Raw genomic sequence first — 14,278 nt, 5'->3', positions numbered from 1 at the left:
TCAGAACCGCCGCGTCCAGCCGACCGACGCGCTGAACTGGTGCATCTCGAGCTTGACGGTGCCGCCGCCCATCGAAGCCGGCAGCGTGCCCTTGACCGAATTCGACAGCGCATAGTCCACCGAGAAGTCGAGCCGGTCGTTGTCGCTCAGCATCTTCGAGCCGCCGAAGCTGACGTGATCCTCGACGATGCCGGGGGCGAGGATGTTCAGGCTGACGTCCTCGGGGCCGACCGGATTCGTGGCATGGGCATAGCCCACACGCCAGGTCATGTCGGGCGTCTGCTGCCATTCGGCGCCAAGCCGGATCACATCGACATCGTCCCAGCCAAAGCCCGCACCGCCCGGCGCCCCCATCGGTCCGGCATTGGTCGCATTGCCGACCGCGCCGACGTCGCTGTAGAAGATCCGCGAATAGTCGAGCAGCAGCGTCACGTCCGGGCGCAGGTGATAGGCGAGACCGGCGGTGATCGAGGCGGGAATGTCGAAATCGCCGCCATTCTCGAACAGATTCGAATAGTCCTCGAGCTTCGACATCTCGAAGCGGGTCTGCGCCGAAAGGCCCAGCGTCAGCTGCGGCGAGGCCTCGTATTGCACGCCCGCCCTGAGACCGACGCCGGTCGAATAATCCGTGTCATTCGCCATCACGCCGAAGGCCGCAAGGCCACGTGCCGAGAAGCTCTGCACCGCGACCGTCGGCGCGACACCCCAGGACAGCGGTCCCGACTTCTGCGCATAGGTCACCGACAGGAACAGCTGGTTCAGGTTCACGCCGGCCTTGCCGCCGCACAGCACGCCCGAGCCGCCGCCGAAATAGCCGCAATTCGGGTTCGCAACCGCCGGATAGGAGGTGTTCATCCCGCCGTTGCCATAGGCCGCGAAGTTCAGCACCGCGCCATTCTGCAACGGCTTGTTGAAGGAGAAGTTCGGCACCAGGAAATACTCGTGCCCGCTTTCCACCTTGCCCGGGGCGACGAAGCCGGTCCCCGTGCCCGTGTAGCTGCGCCGCGGCGAGAACACCTGAACGCCCAGGCTGAACTCCTGCCCGACCGAGGCCACCGCGGCGGGGTTGATCGCGCTCGACATCCCGTCCTGGCTGTAGGCGACGCCCGCGCCCGCCACGCCGCGCTGCGCGACGCCGTAACCCAGGGCAAAATATCCTTCGGTGGCCGAGGCGACTTCCGGCACCAGTGCCGCCACAAGGCACAGCGCCGCCGTTCCCGCGAGGCGGGGTTTCAGGGTGGACTTCATTCAAGCCTCCATGGGCTGGAGTTGGTCAAAATCTTCCGCGTCGCCCCGGTCGGAACCGGAGGCGCCCCGGAAGTGACAGGTTATCCGACGCGCGACATTGCTGCGAAGGATTTGATGAAGGGACCGGCCATCCGCGGGTCCTTGATCATCGCAGTGTAATCACCGACGTCGAACTTCATCTTGCCGGTGGTATAGGCGACGCCCAGATCCATCATGGTCGGCGGCTTCTTCAGCCACTTGTCCCAATGTTCAGGCGTGCAGCGGATGTCCCAGCTCAGCGGCTCGCCGGCATAGGCGCCGCTCGAGATCACCTTGCCGCCCTCGATCACCATCACGCCCTTCGGCGCCGGGTCGCCCTTGAAGCCATAGGCGATGGTCGACTTGAAGCCGATCTGCTCGAGCGCGCCGGCCAGTGCCGGCTCCTTGTTCCATTCGGCGGCGAAACCGGCCATCCATTCGGGGCTGAAAATCTCGCTCATCTTGTCTTTCTCCTGTTCAGCAGACCTTGACCTGCAGCCGTTCTTCGCCGTCGGGGTCCATCACATGCACCGCGCAGGCAAGGCAGGGGTCGAAGCTGTGGATCGTGCGCAGGATCTCGAGCGGCTGGTCCTCGACCGCCATCGTGTGATTGTCCTGCAGCGCGGCCTCATAGGCGCCCGACTGGCCCTGCGCATCGCGCGGCCCGGCGTTCCAGGTCGAGGGAACCACGGCCTGGTAATTGGCGATCTTGCCATCCTCGATCACGATCCAATGGCCCAGACCGCCGCGCGGCGCCTCCATGAAGCCGACGCCCTTGGCCTGTTTCGGCCAGCTCGACGGGTCCCATTTCGTGCCGTTGAAGGTGGTGGTGTCGCCGGCCTTGATGTTGGCGATCAGCGCCGCGTACCAATCCTGCATCGCATCGACGATCAGCTTGGTTTCGAGCGTGCGCGCCGCCACCCGGCCAAGCGTCGAATACAGCCCGCGCACCGGCAGATCGAGCGTGGTGAGCGCGCTGTCGACCAGCGACTTCGCCTGTTCCTGCCCCGAGGCATACATCATCAGCACGCGCGCGAGCGGGCCGACCTCGACCGGCTTGCCCTTCCAGCGCGGCGCCTTGATCCAGGAATAGGCGCCCTCGACATCCAGCTGATCGAAGGGCGGCTTCGGCCCGGTGTAGTCAAGCGCGGTCTCGCCCGCCCAGGGGTGCAGGCCCTTGTCCTTGCCGCCCTCGTATTCATACCAGGAATGGGCGACATATTCCTCGATCTCGCCCTCGGCCGACAGGTCGACCGGGTGGATCGTCGACAGGTCGCGGTCAAGGATCACGCCCGGCGGCACCAGCCAGCTCGAGCGGTCCGAGGTCAGCCCGGTCGACGGGAAGTCGCCATAGGTCAGGAAGTTGCCCAGCCCCTCGCCGCGCGTCGCCCAATCCTTGTAGAAACCGGCGATCGCCAGCGTGTCGGGCAGATAGACCTCGTCGACGAAGCTTTGCGCCATGTCGAGGATGTTCTTCACCTTGGCGAGCTTCTCGGCGTTGATCGCGCTGTCCGAGTTCAGGTCGATCGGGCTCGGCACGCCGCCGACGACAAAATTCGGATGCGGGTTCTTGCCGCCGAAGATCGCGTGCAGCTTCGCCACCTCGCGCTGCCAGGCGAGCGCCTCGAAGTAATGCGCGACGGCCATCAGGTTCGCCTCGGGCGGCAGCTTGTAGCCCGGGTGGCCCCAGTAGCCCTGATTGAAGATGCCGATCTGCCCGCTTTCGACGAAATTCTTCAGCTTCGTCTTCATGTCCGAGAAATAGCCCGGAGACGAGTTCGGATGTTTCGAGATCGACTGCGCCAGCGCCGAGGTCGCCGCCGGATCGGCATCCAGCGCCGAGACCACGTCGACCCAGTCGAGCGCATGCAGGTGATAGAAGTGCATCACATGGTCATGCACGTATTGCGCCCCGATCATCAGGTTGCGGATCAGCTGCGCGTTGGTCGGGATGTCGATCTTCAGCGCATCCTCGACCGCACGGATCGAGGCCATGCCATGCACCAGCGTGCAGACCCCGCAGATGCGCTGTGCAAAGGCCCAGGCGTCGCGCGGGTCGCGGCCCTTCAGGATGATCTCGAGACCGCGCACCGAGGTACCCGAGGAGAAGGCCTGCGCGATGCGGCCGTCCTCCATCTGCGCCTCGATGCGCAGGTGCCCCTCGATGCGGGTGATCGGATCGACGACGATGCGGCTCATGCCTTGGCTCCTTCCTTCTTCGGCAGATGCGCCGCGATGATCGCAGCGAGGCTTTCCACCGGGATCGTGTCACCGGCATTGACCTTGCCGACCTCGAAATTCATCCGGCACGAGCCGCAGGAGACGACGAGGGTCTTCGCCTCGGTCTTCTCGATCTCGGCCATCTTCACCCGATAGCCCGCGCGCTTGAGCGGGTTGGCGCGTTCGATCAGGAAGTTGCCGGCCCCGCCGCCACAGCAGAAGTTGTAGGCGCGGTTGCTTTCGGTCTCGTGCAGCTCCCAGCCGATCGCCTTCAGGATGGCGCGCGGCTCCTCGAAGACGCCGCCCCAGCGGCCGACCTTGCACGGGTCGTGCAGGGCGACAACGCGCGGCTCCTTGTCCTTCTCGAGTTTCAGCCGACCGTCCATCACCGCCTTGCCGAAATATTCGGACACGGTCATCACGTCGAACTCGACAGGCTTGCCGAGCGCCTCGGCCGCGCCCCAGCGCAGCGCCGGGAAGGCGTGGCCGCATTCGGGCACGATCACCACCTTGGCGCCGACCTCGATCGCGGCATTGGCAAGCTTTGCCGCCATCTTCTTCTTCGTGCCCTCGTGACCCGAGAGAAGGCCGAAGTTCGCCCCCTCGTAGGCATCCGAGCGCAGGGTGTAATCGACGCCCATGTGGTGCAGCGTCTCGATCGTGCCGCCGGTCGCATCCTGGAACAGGTGGATGTCGAGCCCGGTGGTGACGAGCAGCACATCGGCCTTCGGCTTGTCGATCGGAATCTCGAAGCCGAGCTTTTCCTGCAGCGCATCCATGCGGAAGCGGAACAGATCCTCGTCGGCGCCGAAGATGGTGCCGTCGGCCTCCTGCCCTTCCTGCATGAAGCGCAGCTCGTCCGGCATCAGCCGCGCCGCGGCGAGCGCCGAGCGGTTCAACGCCACCATGTCGGCGATGTTGATGCCCGCCGGACAGACCAGGTTGCACCGCCCGCACATCGTGCAGGAATCATAGACCAGCTCCTGCTGGGCGCGCAGATCGTCGGCGGTGATGTCCTTCACGATGAATTTCTTCAGCCAGCTCAGCGGCGATATCTCGCGGTCATAGACCCGCTTCATCAGGTCGAGCTTGTGCACCGGCGTGTATTTCGGATCATCCGTGCCGAGGTAGAACTGGCACGCCTGGGCACAGGCGCCGCAATGCACGCAGGCGTCGAGCTGGGTGGCGAAATTCGCGTCGATGCCCTTCAGGAAGACCCGCTTCGCCGCGGCGACACGCTCTTCGTCGGCCACTTCGACCGGGGGGCTGGCCAGATCCTTCAGGCTCGCGGCCATGCCGTAGAACATGGCGAAGGCTTCGTCGAGTTCCTGCTTGGTGACGACTTCGGTCATGCTTGGACCCCCCTGCGCCAGAACTTCACGCCCAGAATATAGCGGGACGGAAGAAGCGTGATGACATGGATCAGTTTCGAGAACGGGAACCACACCAGCAGCAGCGAGATCGACAGGATGTGCAGCGCCAGCATCGTTTCATAGGCGAAGCCGTAATGGGCGAAGGCGAGGAAGCCGGTGATGAAGGGCAGCATCGTCACGACCAGGCTCGAATAGTCGTTGAAGGTCGAGATGTAGCGCAGCACCGGGTTCACGATGCGCCGGCCCAGAAGCCACAGCAGCACGCCAAGCGTGATCCCCGCAACGGCGACGACGACGCCGTTCGGCAGCGTCGGCCAGCCGAAGCCCAGCAGCCCCTGGAAGAACATCACGTGGATCTTGAAGAACAGCAGCACGACGAAGAAGCCGAGATGCCAGATCCAGCCCGCGACATATTGGAAGGACACCCGCCGCTCGAACACCGGGGCGGGGATGAAGCGGCTGAGCACGGTGCGAAAGCCGTGCCGCGCCAGATGGTTGTCGCGGTTGCGCGACAGCGGCGTGTTGCGGTGCAGCAAAAGCAGGCCGAGCGCGCGCCAGACCATGCCGACGACGAAGATGAAGGCGGCACCCTGAAGCGCGGGACCGCGTGCGAAATCAAGAAGGGTCATCAGCTGTTCTCCTTCTGTCCGGCATCCGCCACGGGCGGTGCCTCGAACGGGCCGGCCTTGCCCTTTTCCTGCATCTTGCGCCCGGCATAGCCCGCGCCGGCCCCCAGCACCGCACCGGCCAGAACGCCCGCCGCGACCGTGCCCGAGCCAAGCTCGGTCGCCGTCGACAGCGGCGCATAGAAGCTGCCCTTGTCCCAGAAGTTCGGCTCCGAACAGCCAAGGCAGCCATGCCCGGCCTCGATCGGGAAGGAGGTGCCCTCGTTCCACTTCAGCACCGCGCAGGCGTTGTAGGTGGTGGGGCCCTTGCAACCGAGCTTGTAAAGACACCAGCCGGCCTTCGCGCCCTCGTCGTCGAAGCTTTGCGCGAACTGGCCGCGTTCATAGAACGGCCGGCGATAGCAACGGTCGTGGATGTTCTGACCGTAGAACACCTTCGGCCGGCCGAGGTCATCGAGCTCGGGCAGGCTGCCGAAGGTGATGTAATGGGCAATGACCGAGGTCATCACCGCCGGGATCGGCGGACAGCCGGGCACGTTGACGATCGGCTTGTCGGTGATGATTTCCGAGACCGGCACCGCGCCGGTGGGGTTCGGCTTCGCATAGGGAATGCCGCCGAAGGCCGAGCAGGTGCCCATGCAGATCACCGCGGCCGCGCCCTTCGCCACCCGTTTCAGCGTCTCGACGTTGCTTTGTCCGGCAACGGTCGAGAAGCCCGGGTTGCCAAGCGGCACCGAGCCGTCGACGACGACCAGATACTTGCCCATGTTCTCGGCCATCGCCTGCTCGCGCGCGGCTTCGGCCTGATGGCCCGCGGCGGCCTGCAGCGTCTCGTGATAATCGAGCGAGATCGCTTCGAAGATCAGGCTCTCGATCGAGGGCGAACCGGCGCGCAGGATCGATTCCGAACAGCCGGTGCATTCCTGGAAGCTGAGCCAGATCACCGACGGCCGGCGCTGGCTTTCCAGCGCCTCGGCGATGCGCGGGGCAAAGGCCGGCGGCAGGGCCAGAAGCGACGCGGTGGTGGTGCAGAATTTCAGGAAACTGCGCCGCGAGATGCCGCGCTCCTCCAGCCGTTCGCCCAGTGTTTGCTGCCTTCGGATCATGATGCCTCCTCCAGGTCGCTGATTTGGTCCAGTTTGCGCGCGAGCCGGGCGGCGGCGGCGCGGATGTCGGCGTCCTGGCTGCGCAGGATCTCCGGCAGGGGGGTAATCTCGATGTAGCGGCCGCGCAGCATGTCATCGGTGTCGCGATGCGTGACCAGCCAGACGCCGGAAAAGCCGGTCTCGGTCACTTCCGAGCGGCCCTCGGCCTCGATCACGGCGCGCACCTCGCCCTCGCCCAGCGAGGCGATCAGCTGCTGCAATTCCACGGGCGTCATCGGCAGGCTGCTGAGATCGATCACATGGGTCTCGCCGGTGCGGGCAAGGCGATCGAGCGCATGGGAAACCTCGTGCAGCACCAGAACCATGTTCCCGGTCCCGGCGGCACGCCGGCGCAGCACCTCGTTCAGATCGGGCCTCATGCGCAGGCCTCCGCTACCGCGGCCTGCCAGCGGGCGACGATCTGCCGCGCCGCCTCTGCCGCGACCGGCAGCGCCGCGGCGATCGCGGCGCTCGGGGCAAGGCCCCAGCCGATCTCGCCCGGCTCGATGCCGATGAGCGCGCGGCGGGCAGGCAGGTCGTCGGTCAGCCGCGCCATGTCGAGCAGATCGCGCAGGCCGACCTCGTGCACGCTCAGGCTGCCGGCGCGGACGAAATGGTCCATCTCGGCATCCTCGAGTGCGCGCACCGTGCCCGGCGTGGCGCCGAAACGGGCGGCATCGAAGACGATCAGCGCATCGGCGGCGCCGATCTCCTCGGCCAGCGGAAAGCCGAGCGTGCCGACGTCAAGGCAGCTCACGCCGAGTGCCGCACCATGCCGCTCCTCGAACAACCGCAGCGCGAGCGGCCCCGCCGCCTCGTCAGTCAGAAGCGTGTTGCCGACACCAAGGGCGAGGATCTTCAACCCACCGTCTGGTTCGAATCTGCTCACGCCCCTGTCCTCCGAGAACGATCTAACACGTCCTAATATTTGAATATTTCAGCCGTAGAGCCAGCTATGGCTTGTTGCTGCGACAGTGTATCACAGCGGCGTGCGAAAGCGAGACGGAATTTGGCGCAACATATTGTAAAGGAAGAGTTCTCCACCACGATCCACGGGAAATGACAAAGGCGGCCCCGCTGAAAGATGAAAATACCACTTCCACTTTTGGCGAGGAGTGGGAGCATGGTTTCCATCCGCATCTCCCGCGCTGTGCCCCCGCAAGCGGTCGCAGGCCATTGCCGCGCCGCGGCATCACCTGCACGATGACGCGCGACCGGGACCGCCGCCGCCCCACCACTTCTGCGCGATTCCCCGCCGGTACCTCACCCCCTCAGGCGCGTTTCTCGAGCGTCGGCCGCTCGGGGCTGATCCGCTGCGCCCGGCCGCGCTGATCATAGCTCTGATAGCCCTGCGCCCCCTGGACGATCTCGCCCAGCCGGGCCCGCGCCGCGCGCACCCCCTCGATCGCGGCCGCCAGCAGGCGCTGATTCTCCCGCGCCATGCGCTGCGCCTGCGCAAGGCGCGCCCCCGGCGTGCCCGCCAACCCGGCAAGCAGCGACTCCTTGTGGGCGATCAGCGGCGCCAGTTCGCCGAACCGGCCGGTGCGCAGCACCTCCCGCTCCGCGCGCAGATGCTCCAGAAGCTCGCGGATCGCTCCGTCGTTGCCCTCAGACATGACCTTGCCCTTTCGTCAGCGCGTGAAAGATCGACTCGGCCAGCCCGATGCCGCCTTTCTCCGCCATCTTTTCCGAATAGGCGTCGCGCAGGAACGAGGCGAACTGCTCCTCGCCGATGCCGCCGCCAAAGCTATCCATCGGGCGCCCGACCTCGGCGCATTTCAGCATCTCCGACAGGAAGGCCGCCTCGAGCTGCACCGCCTGCGCGCGCAGCTTCTGCTCGGTCTGCGCCGGCGTCGCGCCGGTCGGCGCCACCGGGATCGGCTGAAGGTCCTGCATCCTGTCGCTCCGCCGCAGGTGAATGGATTTCCACCGAAATTCGCAGCACTCCGTAAAGAAGCGGTAACTTCCTGCTGCCATTCTGCACGAACCCGGCAGACCGTGCGATGGCGATGAACCAGTTCCTCCTCCCCGACCTTCTTGCGCAGCTGGCAATGCCGGCAGCGCATGGGCGCGAGGGGCAGGCAGGCGACCCGGCGCCGGGCGGCGCGGCATTCGACACGGTCATCGGCACCCTGTCGTTGTCGGGCGATCCGGCCCTCCCTCCGGCGCCGGTCGCGACGGCCGCGGGACGTTTCGGCGCCATATCGGCACTGCTGCGGACGGACCAGACGCTGCAATGGCAGCTGCACATGCAAGCCACGCCCGCCATCGCCTCGCCCCCTCGCCCGGATGCGGCGCAAGGCGACAGCGCCCGCCCCGAAGGCCACGACACCGGGACCGCTCTGCCCCCGCGCGCGCTTCTCTTCGAGAAATCGGCTGCACTCGCCCCGCGCGGACAGGAGAAAGACACACCACCTGACGCCGCGGCCGGCCCGGCAAAGATCGCACCACTGCCTCCCGCGAAGCCGGCCCTGCCCGTCCCCGCCCAAAGTTCGCCACCCTGCGCGCCTCGGCACGACGTCGCACGCGTGTCGGACGGGGCGGAGGCGGACAGCACCGCCCCCCCGGCGGATCTGCCGCAGATTGCCGTGGCACCTCCGACGGCGGCTCTTCCGGCGTCGTGGACACAGGCGGCGGGCGTCGCGGGCGCGGCCATCGCCCCGACATCCGCCCCCCGCACGACACAGGCGCCGCCCGAACCCCGTCGCGATGGCAGGCCATCATCGGCACAGATCCTGCGCGAGAGTGCGGCGACCGCATCGTCGCCCCCACCGCCGCACCGGGAAGTGCTGACGGAAGCGCTGGCCGGGACAGCGGCCGCCCCCGCGACGCCCGCCGCTCCGCCGTCTCCGCTCGCGTTGGGGCAGACGGTGCACCGGGCCCCCGCAGCCGATCTTCCGGCGTCCCCCGCCGGACCGCAGGGCGCCGCGGCCGTGCCGGAAACGGCGCTCGGGCGGCTTGGTACGCCTGCGCGCCGCTTGGCGGCCACGGCGCAGGCCGGCCCGCCCGCCGCAGCCCCATCGGCCGGGCGACGCGCGGAAGACGTCCCCCCGCCACCTCCGGCCCGAACCAGCGCCGCAGGACAGGACAGCGGCACGCATGAGGGGGAGGGCGCCAAAGCCGAGCCGACCAGGACAGAGGGGCAGCGGCGCTCCGAGGAGCGCCCGCGGCCAGCGAAAACCGACGCAGCCCAGCCCGCGCCCGGCGAGACGACGAGCGGTGACGTCACCCCCGTGCTCCACGCTGCGGCACCGGAGCCCGCGGCGGATGTGGTCGCGGCGGGGCGTCCCGCCACCGCCGGGCGGATCACGGCCGCGACGCACCCGCTCCACTCCCCCGATCCCGCGGCCCCCGGTCGCCGTCCAACGCTGCCGGACTGGTCCGGCCCGCCTTCGACCTCGACACGCCGGGCCACGGCTCCGACGCCGCATCCCGCAGGCGTTTCCCGCCTTGCGGAAGGGGCCCTCGCCGCGCCACCGCCAGCCCCGCACCTGATGGCGACGTCAGCCACGACCCCGACCACGGCAGACGACGCGGCGAGGCGGCACGCGGCACGCGAGGAGAATCAGCCGGACGCCGGGGTCGCGGCCGCCGCTCCAAGTGCATCCGGAGCAGCGGCCCCGCAGCCCCTTGCATCGGCGGTCGACGCGCGCTTCGCACAGCGCGAAGAGCCGCCGGACAGCGTCGCCCCGCAGCCGCCCGTCGCGCTGACCCCGCCTCCCGTCCCGGCCGCGGCGAACCCCGCAGGAAAAGTGCCGGCCCCCGAGGCGGAGGATCACTCGGCGACCGAGCCCACGTCCGCCGTGCCGCGGTCTGCTGCCCTCCCGTCGTCCGGGGGTGCCGCCGCCGCGCCGCAGATGCTGCCTGCCCCCGGCGGGGCGGTGGCGAGTGAGCCCGCGCCGACGACGATGACCGACCTGCACATCAGACCGCAGCACGAGGCCCGACCGGCCTCCGCGCCCGTCGCGACACGTCCGACTGCCGATGACAGGGCGGAACCTGGCGGGGGGGCACCCGTGCCGCCGACCACCACGGCGCCCGAGGCGACCGACGCGACGTCTGCCGCGGGTATGCGGGACAGGACCGCGCGCCCCCCCGGCGCCGCGGCTTCCGCCCACGTGCGCGGCGATGCGGCCATTTTCACGGACCACGCGGCCCCGGAAGCAGATGCCCCGCCCGCCCGAGCCGCAGCGGCGCCCGCCGCAGGTTCCGCCACCGAAACGGCGTCGACCTCGGCGAGCCCACCGGCATCGCCCGCTCCCGCCCGGCGCGGCGAAACCGGTGTGGACCCCTCTGCGCGTGCGCACAAGGAGGCCGCCCCCTCCCCACGGACGACGCCGCCACAAACCGCAGGCGCCGCGAGTGCCCTGCCGCCCCCGCCACACACCGAATTGCTGCAGATGCCGCCTCAGACCGACGCAGGGGCCGGGGCAGCCATCGATTTTCCTGCCGACATTCCCGCCACGCCCGACCACGGCCCGGGCGGAGTGGGCGCACCATCCCCGCATTCCGAGCGGCCCCCGGCACGGAGCTCCGGGCCGGCGCTGGCAATGATGCTGCCCCCCGGACCGGCCGACACAGCGCCGGCCACCGGCACCGTACCCCGCGCGGAAGCGACGACCGTCGCATTGGCCTCCGGTCCGCCGCCCGCGTCGCTGCCTCCGACCGACGGCGCGTCCGCGCGCGCCCCGGATCGGCACTCCACCGATGCGGACATCCCGCCCGCCACGCCCCGGACCGCGATCTGGGCAGAGCGTCCCCAGGCCGCCCCCGCCGCATCGTTCGTCGCAGGCGCGACGACCACGTTCGGGGTGCCGGAGGATGCGATCACTGCCCCGCCCACAGGGCCGGCACAGGCCATTGCGCCGCACGTCTCGGCGCCTGCGGCCGCCATCCCGCTGCGGACCGATGCCGAGACCCGGCCCCCTCCGACAGGAACCGATGGCGACGAAGCCGGGTCCCTCGCGCCCCTCGGCCCTGCACCGCCCGCCACCGCCGCCGATGCAGGACCCGCCACGACACCGGCCAGCGCCGGGCGCGACATCGCCGGCCATGTGCCGGCACATCACGTTCTGCGCCAGCTGCACGAGGCCGTCGCGCGCCCCCCCGATGGGCCGGTCGAGGTGGCGCTTTCCCCTGAGGAGCTGGGCCCTGTCCGCATGACGCTGCATCCGGTCGAGCACGGCATCACCGTCACCGTTCAGGCCGAACGCCCGGAAACGCTCGACCTGATGCGCCGCAACATCGAGATGCTGGCGCGCGATTTCCGCGCACTCGGCTATGCCGACGTCTCCTTCAGTTTCGGCGCCGAGAGCGGCGAGCGCCAGGGCGGAGAGGCCACGCCGCCCCCCTTCGTCGCCGAGACGGAGTCCGCTTCGCCCGCCCCCCCAATTGCCCCGCCCACGCCCGCCGCGCGCGGCGCGGACGGCTCCCTCGATCTGCGCATGTAAGGACAGCCCATGAGCACCGTTTCCGGCATCACCCCGACCACCGCAAAAACCGCGAGCACCACCGGCTCGGGCACCAACATCAGCTCGGATTACCAGATGTTCCTGAAGCTGCTGACCACGCAGATGCAGAATCAGGACCCGACCGACCCGATCGACAGCTCGGATTACGCGGTGCAGCTCGCCACCTTCTCGGGGGTCGAACAGCAGGTGAAGACGAATGAATTGCTGACCAGCATGACGACGCAGCTCGGCCTGCTCGGCGTGACGCAATATGCGGGCTGGGTGGGGATGGAGGCGCGGGTGGCGGCGCCGGCCTATTTCGACGGAACGACCCCGCTCAGCATCGCGCCGAATCCGGTGACCGGCGCCGATCAGGCGGTGCTGGTGGTGAAGGACGCCGCGGGGACCGAGGTGGCGCGACGGGACGTCGGCACCACGGCCGAGACGATCGACTGGACCGGCACCGACAGTTCGGGCAACGCCCTGCCGGCCGGGGTCTATTCCTTCGAACTTGAAAGCTACAACGCCGGCACCCTGCTGTCGACCGACCCGGCCGAAGTCTACAGCACCATCGCCGAGGTGCAGGGCACCGCGGGCGGTTCAGTGCTGGTGCTGCGCGGGGGGGCGCAGGTCTCTCCCGCCGACGTCACCGGGCTGCGCGACCCCGATCAGAGGATCTGAGCCGCGATCAGCCCGAGTGCGAAGGCCGCAATCCCGCCAAGCGCCAACCAGCCCGTGCGCCGCCGCTCGGGTTCGGGCGCAGGGGCGGCGCCGTTGACCCGCCGCTCGATCAGCTCCTGCAGAAGCGCCGGCATCCGCGGCCCGAAATGGCCCAGCACCAGCGCCGTGCGCTTCAGATCGCGCAGCGCCGCGCGCGGGCCGAGGTTCTCGCGGATGTAGGTCTCGACCACCGGCCGTGCCACTTCCCACATGTTCATCGCCGGGTTGAGCGAGCGCGACACGCCCTCGACCACCACCATGGTGCGCTGCAGCAGAATCAGCTCGGTGCGGGTCTGCATGCCGAACCGCTCGGTCACCTCGAAGAGATAGGCGAGCAGCTTCGCCATCGAGATCTGCGTCGCGTTCATGCCGAAGATCGGCTCGCCCACGGCGCGCAGCGCCAGCGCGAAGGCGTTCACGTCGCGGTCGGCCGGCACATAGCCCGCCTCGAAATGCACCTCGGCGACGCGGCGATAGTCGCGGCGGATGAAGCCCATCAGGATCTCGGCATAGACGCGGCGCGTGTATTCGTCGATCTGCCCCATGATGCCGAAGTCATAGGCGATGACATCGCCGTTCGCCGCGACCTTCAGGTTGCCCTGGTGCATGTCGGCGTGGAAATAGCCGTCGCGCAGCGCATGGCTGAGGAAGAGCTGCAGCACCCGCTCGGAGAGCGCCACGAGGTCATGGCCCGCCGCGCGCAGCGCCGGCACGTCGCCCATCGCCGTGCCCTCGGCCCAGTCCATCACCATCACGGTGCGGCCGGACAGCGCCCAGACCGGCGCCGGCACGCGGAAATGCGCGTCCCGCGCGGTGTTCGCGGCGAATTGAGAAGCGGCGGCGGCCTCGAGCCGCAGGTCGAGCTCGCCCAGAACGGTCTGCTCGAAATGGCTCACCACCTCGGTCGGTTTCAGCCGGCGGGTGCCGGGCAGAAGCCGCTCGATCATCCCGGCAGCGAAATGGAAGGCGTCGAGGTCGCGACGGAAGGCGCGCTCGATTCCCGGGCGCAGCACCTTCACCGCGACGGTCTCGCCGGTGTCGGCCAGCACCGCCGAATGCACCTGCGCGATCGAGGCGGCGGCGACGGGTTCGGAGAATTCCGCGAAGATCTCCCCGACCGGACGACCGAGCTCCTCGGCGATCGCGGCCTTGGCCAGCGCCGTGTCAAAGGGCGGCAGCTTGTCTTGCAGCACGCGCAACTGGTTTGCCAGATCCTCGCCCACCACGTCGGGGCGGGTGGACAGCACCTGGCCGAACTTGATGTAGGCGGGCCCGAGCGCGGTGATCGCACGCGTCACCGGCGGCAACGCCGGATCGCCCTTGTAGCCGAGCCACTTGAACGGCCAGCCCATGATCCGCGCCACCAGCCGCAGCCGCGGCGGCGCTTCCATCGCCTCGAGCGCGACGCTCATCGCGCCGGTGCGCTCGAAGGTGGCGCCGGTGCGGATCAGCCGCCAGATATTGTGGGGCCCGCGCAT

General features: G+C 68.7%; 13 protein-coding genes. 2 read left to right on the top strand and 11 right to left on the bottom strand.

Annotated features, from left to right (window positions below):
- From DYS74_RS12705 to DYS74_RS12660, 10 genes are all read right to left on the bottom strand, one after another.
- Complete coding sequence (locus DYS74_RS12705; RefSeq protein WP_121534066.1) at positions 1 to 1,248, bottom strand: OmpP1/FadL family transporter; 1,248 nt, start codon at positions 1,246 to 1,248, stop codon at positions 1 to 3.
- An 80-nt stretch (positions 1,249 to 1,328) separates the two neighbouring features.
- The gene (locus tag DYS74_RS12700) at positions 1,329 to 1,727 is read right to left on the bottom strand and encodes an SCP-2 sterol transfer family protein (protein WP_121534065.1); all 399 of its coding nucleotides are present in this window, start codon (positions 1,725 to 1,727) and stop codon (positions 1,329 to 1,331) included.
- Positions 1,728 to 1,743: 16 nt separating this feature from the next.
- On the bottom strand, positions 1,744 to 3,465 hold the full coding sequence (locus tag DYS74_RS12695; RefSeq protein WP_121534064.1) for a nickel-dependent hydrogenase large subunit: 1,722 nt from the start codon (positions 3,463 to 3,465) through the stop codon (positions 1,744 to 1,746).
- Positions 3,462 to 4,838, bottom strand: coding sequence for a (Fe-S)-binding protein (locus DYS74_RS12690; RefSeq protein ID WP_121534063.1), 1,377 nt, complete (start codon positions 4,836 to 4,838; stop codon positions 3,462 to 3,464). Before DYS74_RS12690 ends, DYS74_RS12695 begins: the two co-directional genes overlap by 4 nt.
- On the bottom strand, positions 4,835 to 5,488 hold the full coding sequence (locus tag DYS74_RS12685) for a nitrate reductase (RefSeq protein WP_121534062.1): 654 nt from the start codon (positions 5,486 to 5,488) through the stop codon (positions 4,835 to 4,837). The genes DYS74_RS12690 and DYS74_RS12685 overlap by 4 nt, the downstream gene beginning before the upstream one ends.
- Positions 5,488 to 6,591: a hydrogenase small subunit gene (locus DYS74_RS12680; RefSeq protein WP_121534061.1), complete on the bottom strand. Its 1,104-nt coding sequence runs from the start codon at positions 6,589 to 6,591 to the stop codon at positions 5,488 to 5,490. Before DYS74_RS12680 ends, DYS74_RS12685 begins: the two co-directional genes overlap by 1 nt.
- Positions 6,588 to 7,010, bottom strand: coding sequence for a hydrogenase expression/formation C-terminal domain-containing protein (locus DYS74_RS12675; RefSeq protein WP_121534060.1), 423 nt, complete (start codon positions 7,008 to 7,010; stop codon positions 6,588 to 6,590). Before DYS74_RS12675 ends, DYS74_RS12680 begins: the two co-directional genes overlap by 4 nt.
- Positions 7,007 to 7,519, bottom strand: coding sequence for a hydrogenase maturation protease (locus DYS74_RS12670; protein ID WP_220668846.1), 513 nt, complete (start codon positions 7,517 to 7,519; stop codon positions 7,007 to 7,009). Before DYS74_RS12670 ends, DYS74_RS12675 begins: the two co-directional genes overlap by 4 nt.
- Positions 7,520 to 7,901: 382 nt before the next feature.
- Entirely contained in the window at positions 7,902 to 8,246 is a 345-nt protein-coding gene (locus DYS74_RS12665) for a flagellar biosynthesis protein FlgN (RefSeq protein ID WP_121534058.1), read from the bottom strand.
- Positions 8,239 to 8,526 (bottom strand): rod-binding protein, encoded by a 288-nt coding sequence (locus tag DYS74_RS12660; protein ID WP_121534057.1) that lies wholly within the window; start codon positions 8,524 to 8,526, stop codon positions 8,239 to 8,241. The genes DYS74_RS12665 and DYS74_RS12660 overlap by 8 nt, the downstream gene beginning before the upstream one ends.
- A gap of 2,654 nt (positions 8,527 to 11,180) precedes the next feature.
- Between DYS74_RS12660 and fliK the strand changes: the two genes are divergently transcribed.
- Together fliK and DYS74_RS12650 are read left to right on the top strand one after the other, a co-directional pair.
- Positions 11,181 to 12,080 (top strand): flagellar hook-length control protein FliK, encoded by a 900-nt coding sequence (fliK, locus tag DYS74_RS18680; RefSeq protein ID WP_183077524.1) that lies wholly within the window; start codon positions 11,181 to 11,183, stop codon positions 12,078 to 12,080.
- A 9-nt stretch (positions 12,081 to 12,089) separates the two neighbouring features.
- Positions 12,090 to 12,761: a flagellar hook capping FlgD N-terminal domain-containing protein gene (locus tag DYS74_RS12650; RefSeq protein WP_121534055.1), complete on the top strand. Its 672-nt coding sequence runs from the start codon at positions 12,090 to 12,092 to the stop codon at positions 12,759 to 12,761.
- On the opposite strand, the gene ubiB is transcribed toward DYS74_RS12650, so the two are convergent.
- Entirely contained in the window at positions 12,749 to 14,278 is a 1,530-nt protein-coding gene (ubiB, locus tag DYS74_RS12645) for a 2-polyprenylphenol 6-hydroxylase (protein ID WP_121534054.1), read from the bottom strand. The two genes, DYS74_RS12650 and ubiB, sit on opposite strands and share 13 nt — an antisense overlap.

The sequence above is a fragment of the Paenirhodobacter hankyongi genome (assembly GCF_003664585.1).
GTDB lineage: Bacteria > Pseudomonadota > Alphaproteobacteria > Rhodobacterales > Rhodobacteraceae > Rhodobacter > Rhodobacter hankyongi.
The sequence above is the reverse complement of the archived record's forward strand: the minus strand, read 5'-3'. Positions and strand labels throughout refer to the sequence as shown.

Coding starts and splice junctions, on each gene's coding strand:
- DYS74_RS12680 (WP_121534061.1), bottom strand. CDS start 6,591: ATGATCCGAAGGCAGCAAACACTGGGCGAACGGCTGGAGGAGCGCGGC.
- DYS74_RS12695 (WP_121534064.1), bottom strand. CDS start 3,465: ATGAGCCGCATCGTCGTCGATCCGATCACCCGCATCGAGGGGCACCTG.
- DYS74_RS12675 (WP_121534060.1), bottom strand. CDS start 7,010: ATGAGGCCCGATCTGAACGAGGTGCTGCGCCGGCGTGCCGCCGGGACC.
- DYS74_RS12705 (WP_121534066.1), bottom strand. CDS start 1,248: ATGAAGTCCACCCTGAAACCCCGCCTCGCGGGAACGGCGGCGCTGTGC.
- DYS74_RS12660 (WP_121534057.1), bottom strand. CDS start 8,526: ATGCAGGACCTTCAGCCGATCCCGGTGGCGCCGACCGGCGCGACGCCG.
- DYS74_RS12650 (WP_121534055.1), top strand. CDS start 12,090: ATGAGCACCGTTTCCGGCATCACCCCGACCACCGCAAAAACCGCGAGC.
- ubiB (WP_121534054.1), bottom strand. CDS start 14,278: ATGCGCGGGCCCCACAATATCTGGCGGCTGATCCGCACCGGCGCCACC.
- DYS74_RS12665 (WP_121534058.1), bottom strand. CDS start 8,246: ATGTCTGAGGGCAACGACGGAGCGATCCGCGAGCTTCTGGAGCATCTG.
- fliK (WP_183077524.1), top strand. CDS start 11,181: ATGATGCTGCCCCCCGGACCGGCCGACACAGCGCCGGCCACCGGCACC.
- DYS74_RS12700 (WP_121534065.1), bottom strand. CDS start 1,727: ATGAGCGAGATTTTCAGCCCCGAATGGATGGCCGGTTTCGCCGCCGAA.
- DYS74_RS12690 (WP_121534063.1), bottom strand. CDS start 4,838: ATGACCGAAGTCGTCACCAAGCAGGAACTCGACGAAGCCTTCGCCATG.
- DYS74_RS12685 (WP_121534062.1), bottom strand. CDS start 5,488: ATGACCCTTCTTGATTTCGCACGCGGTCCCGCGCTTCAGGGTGCCGCC.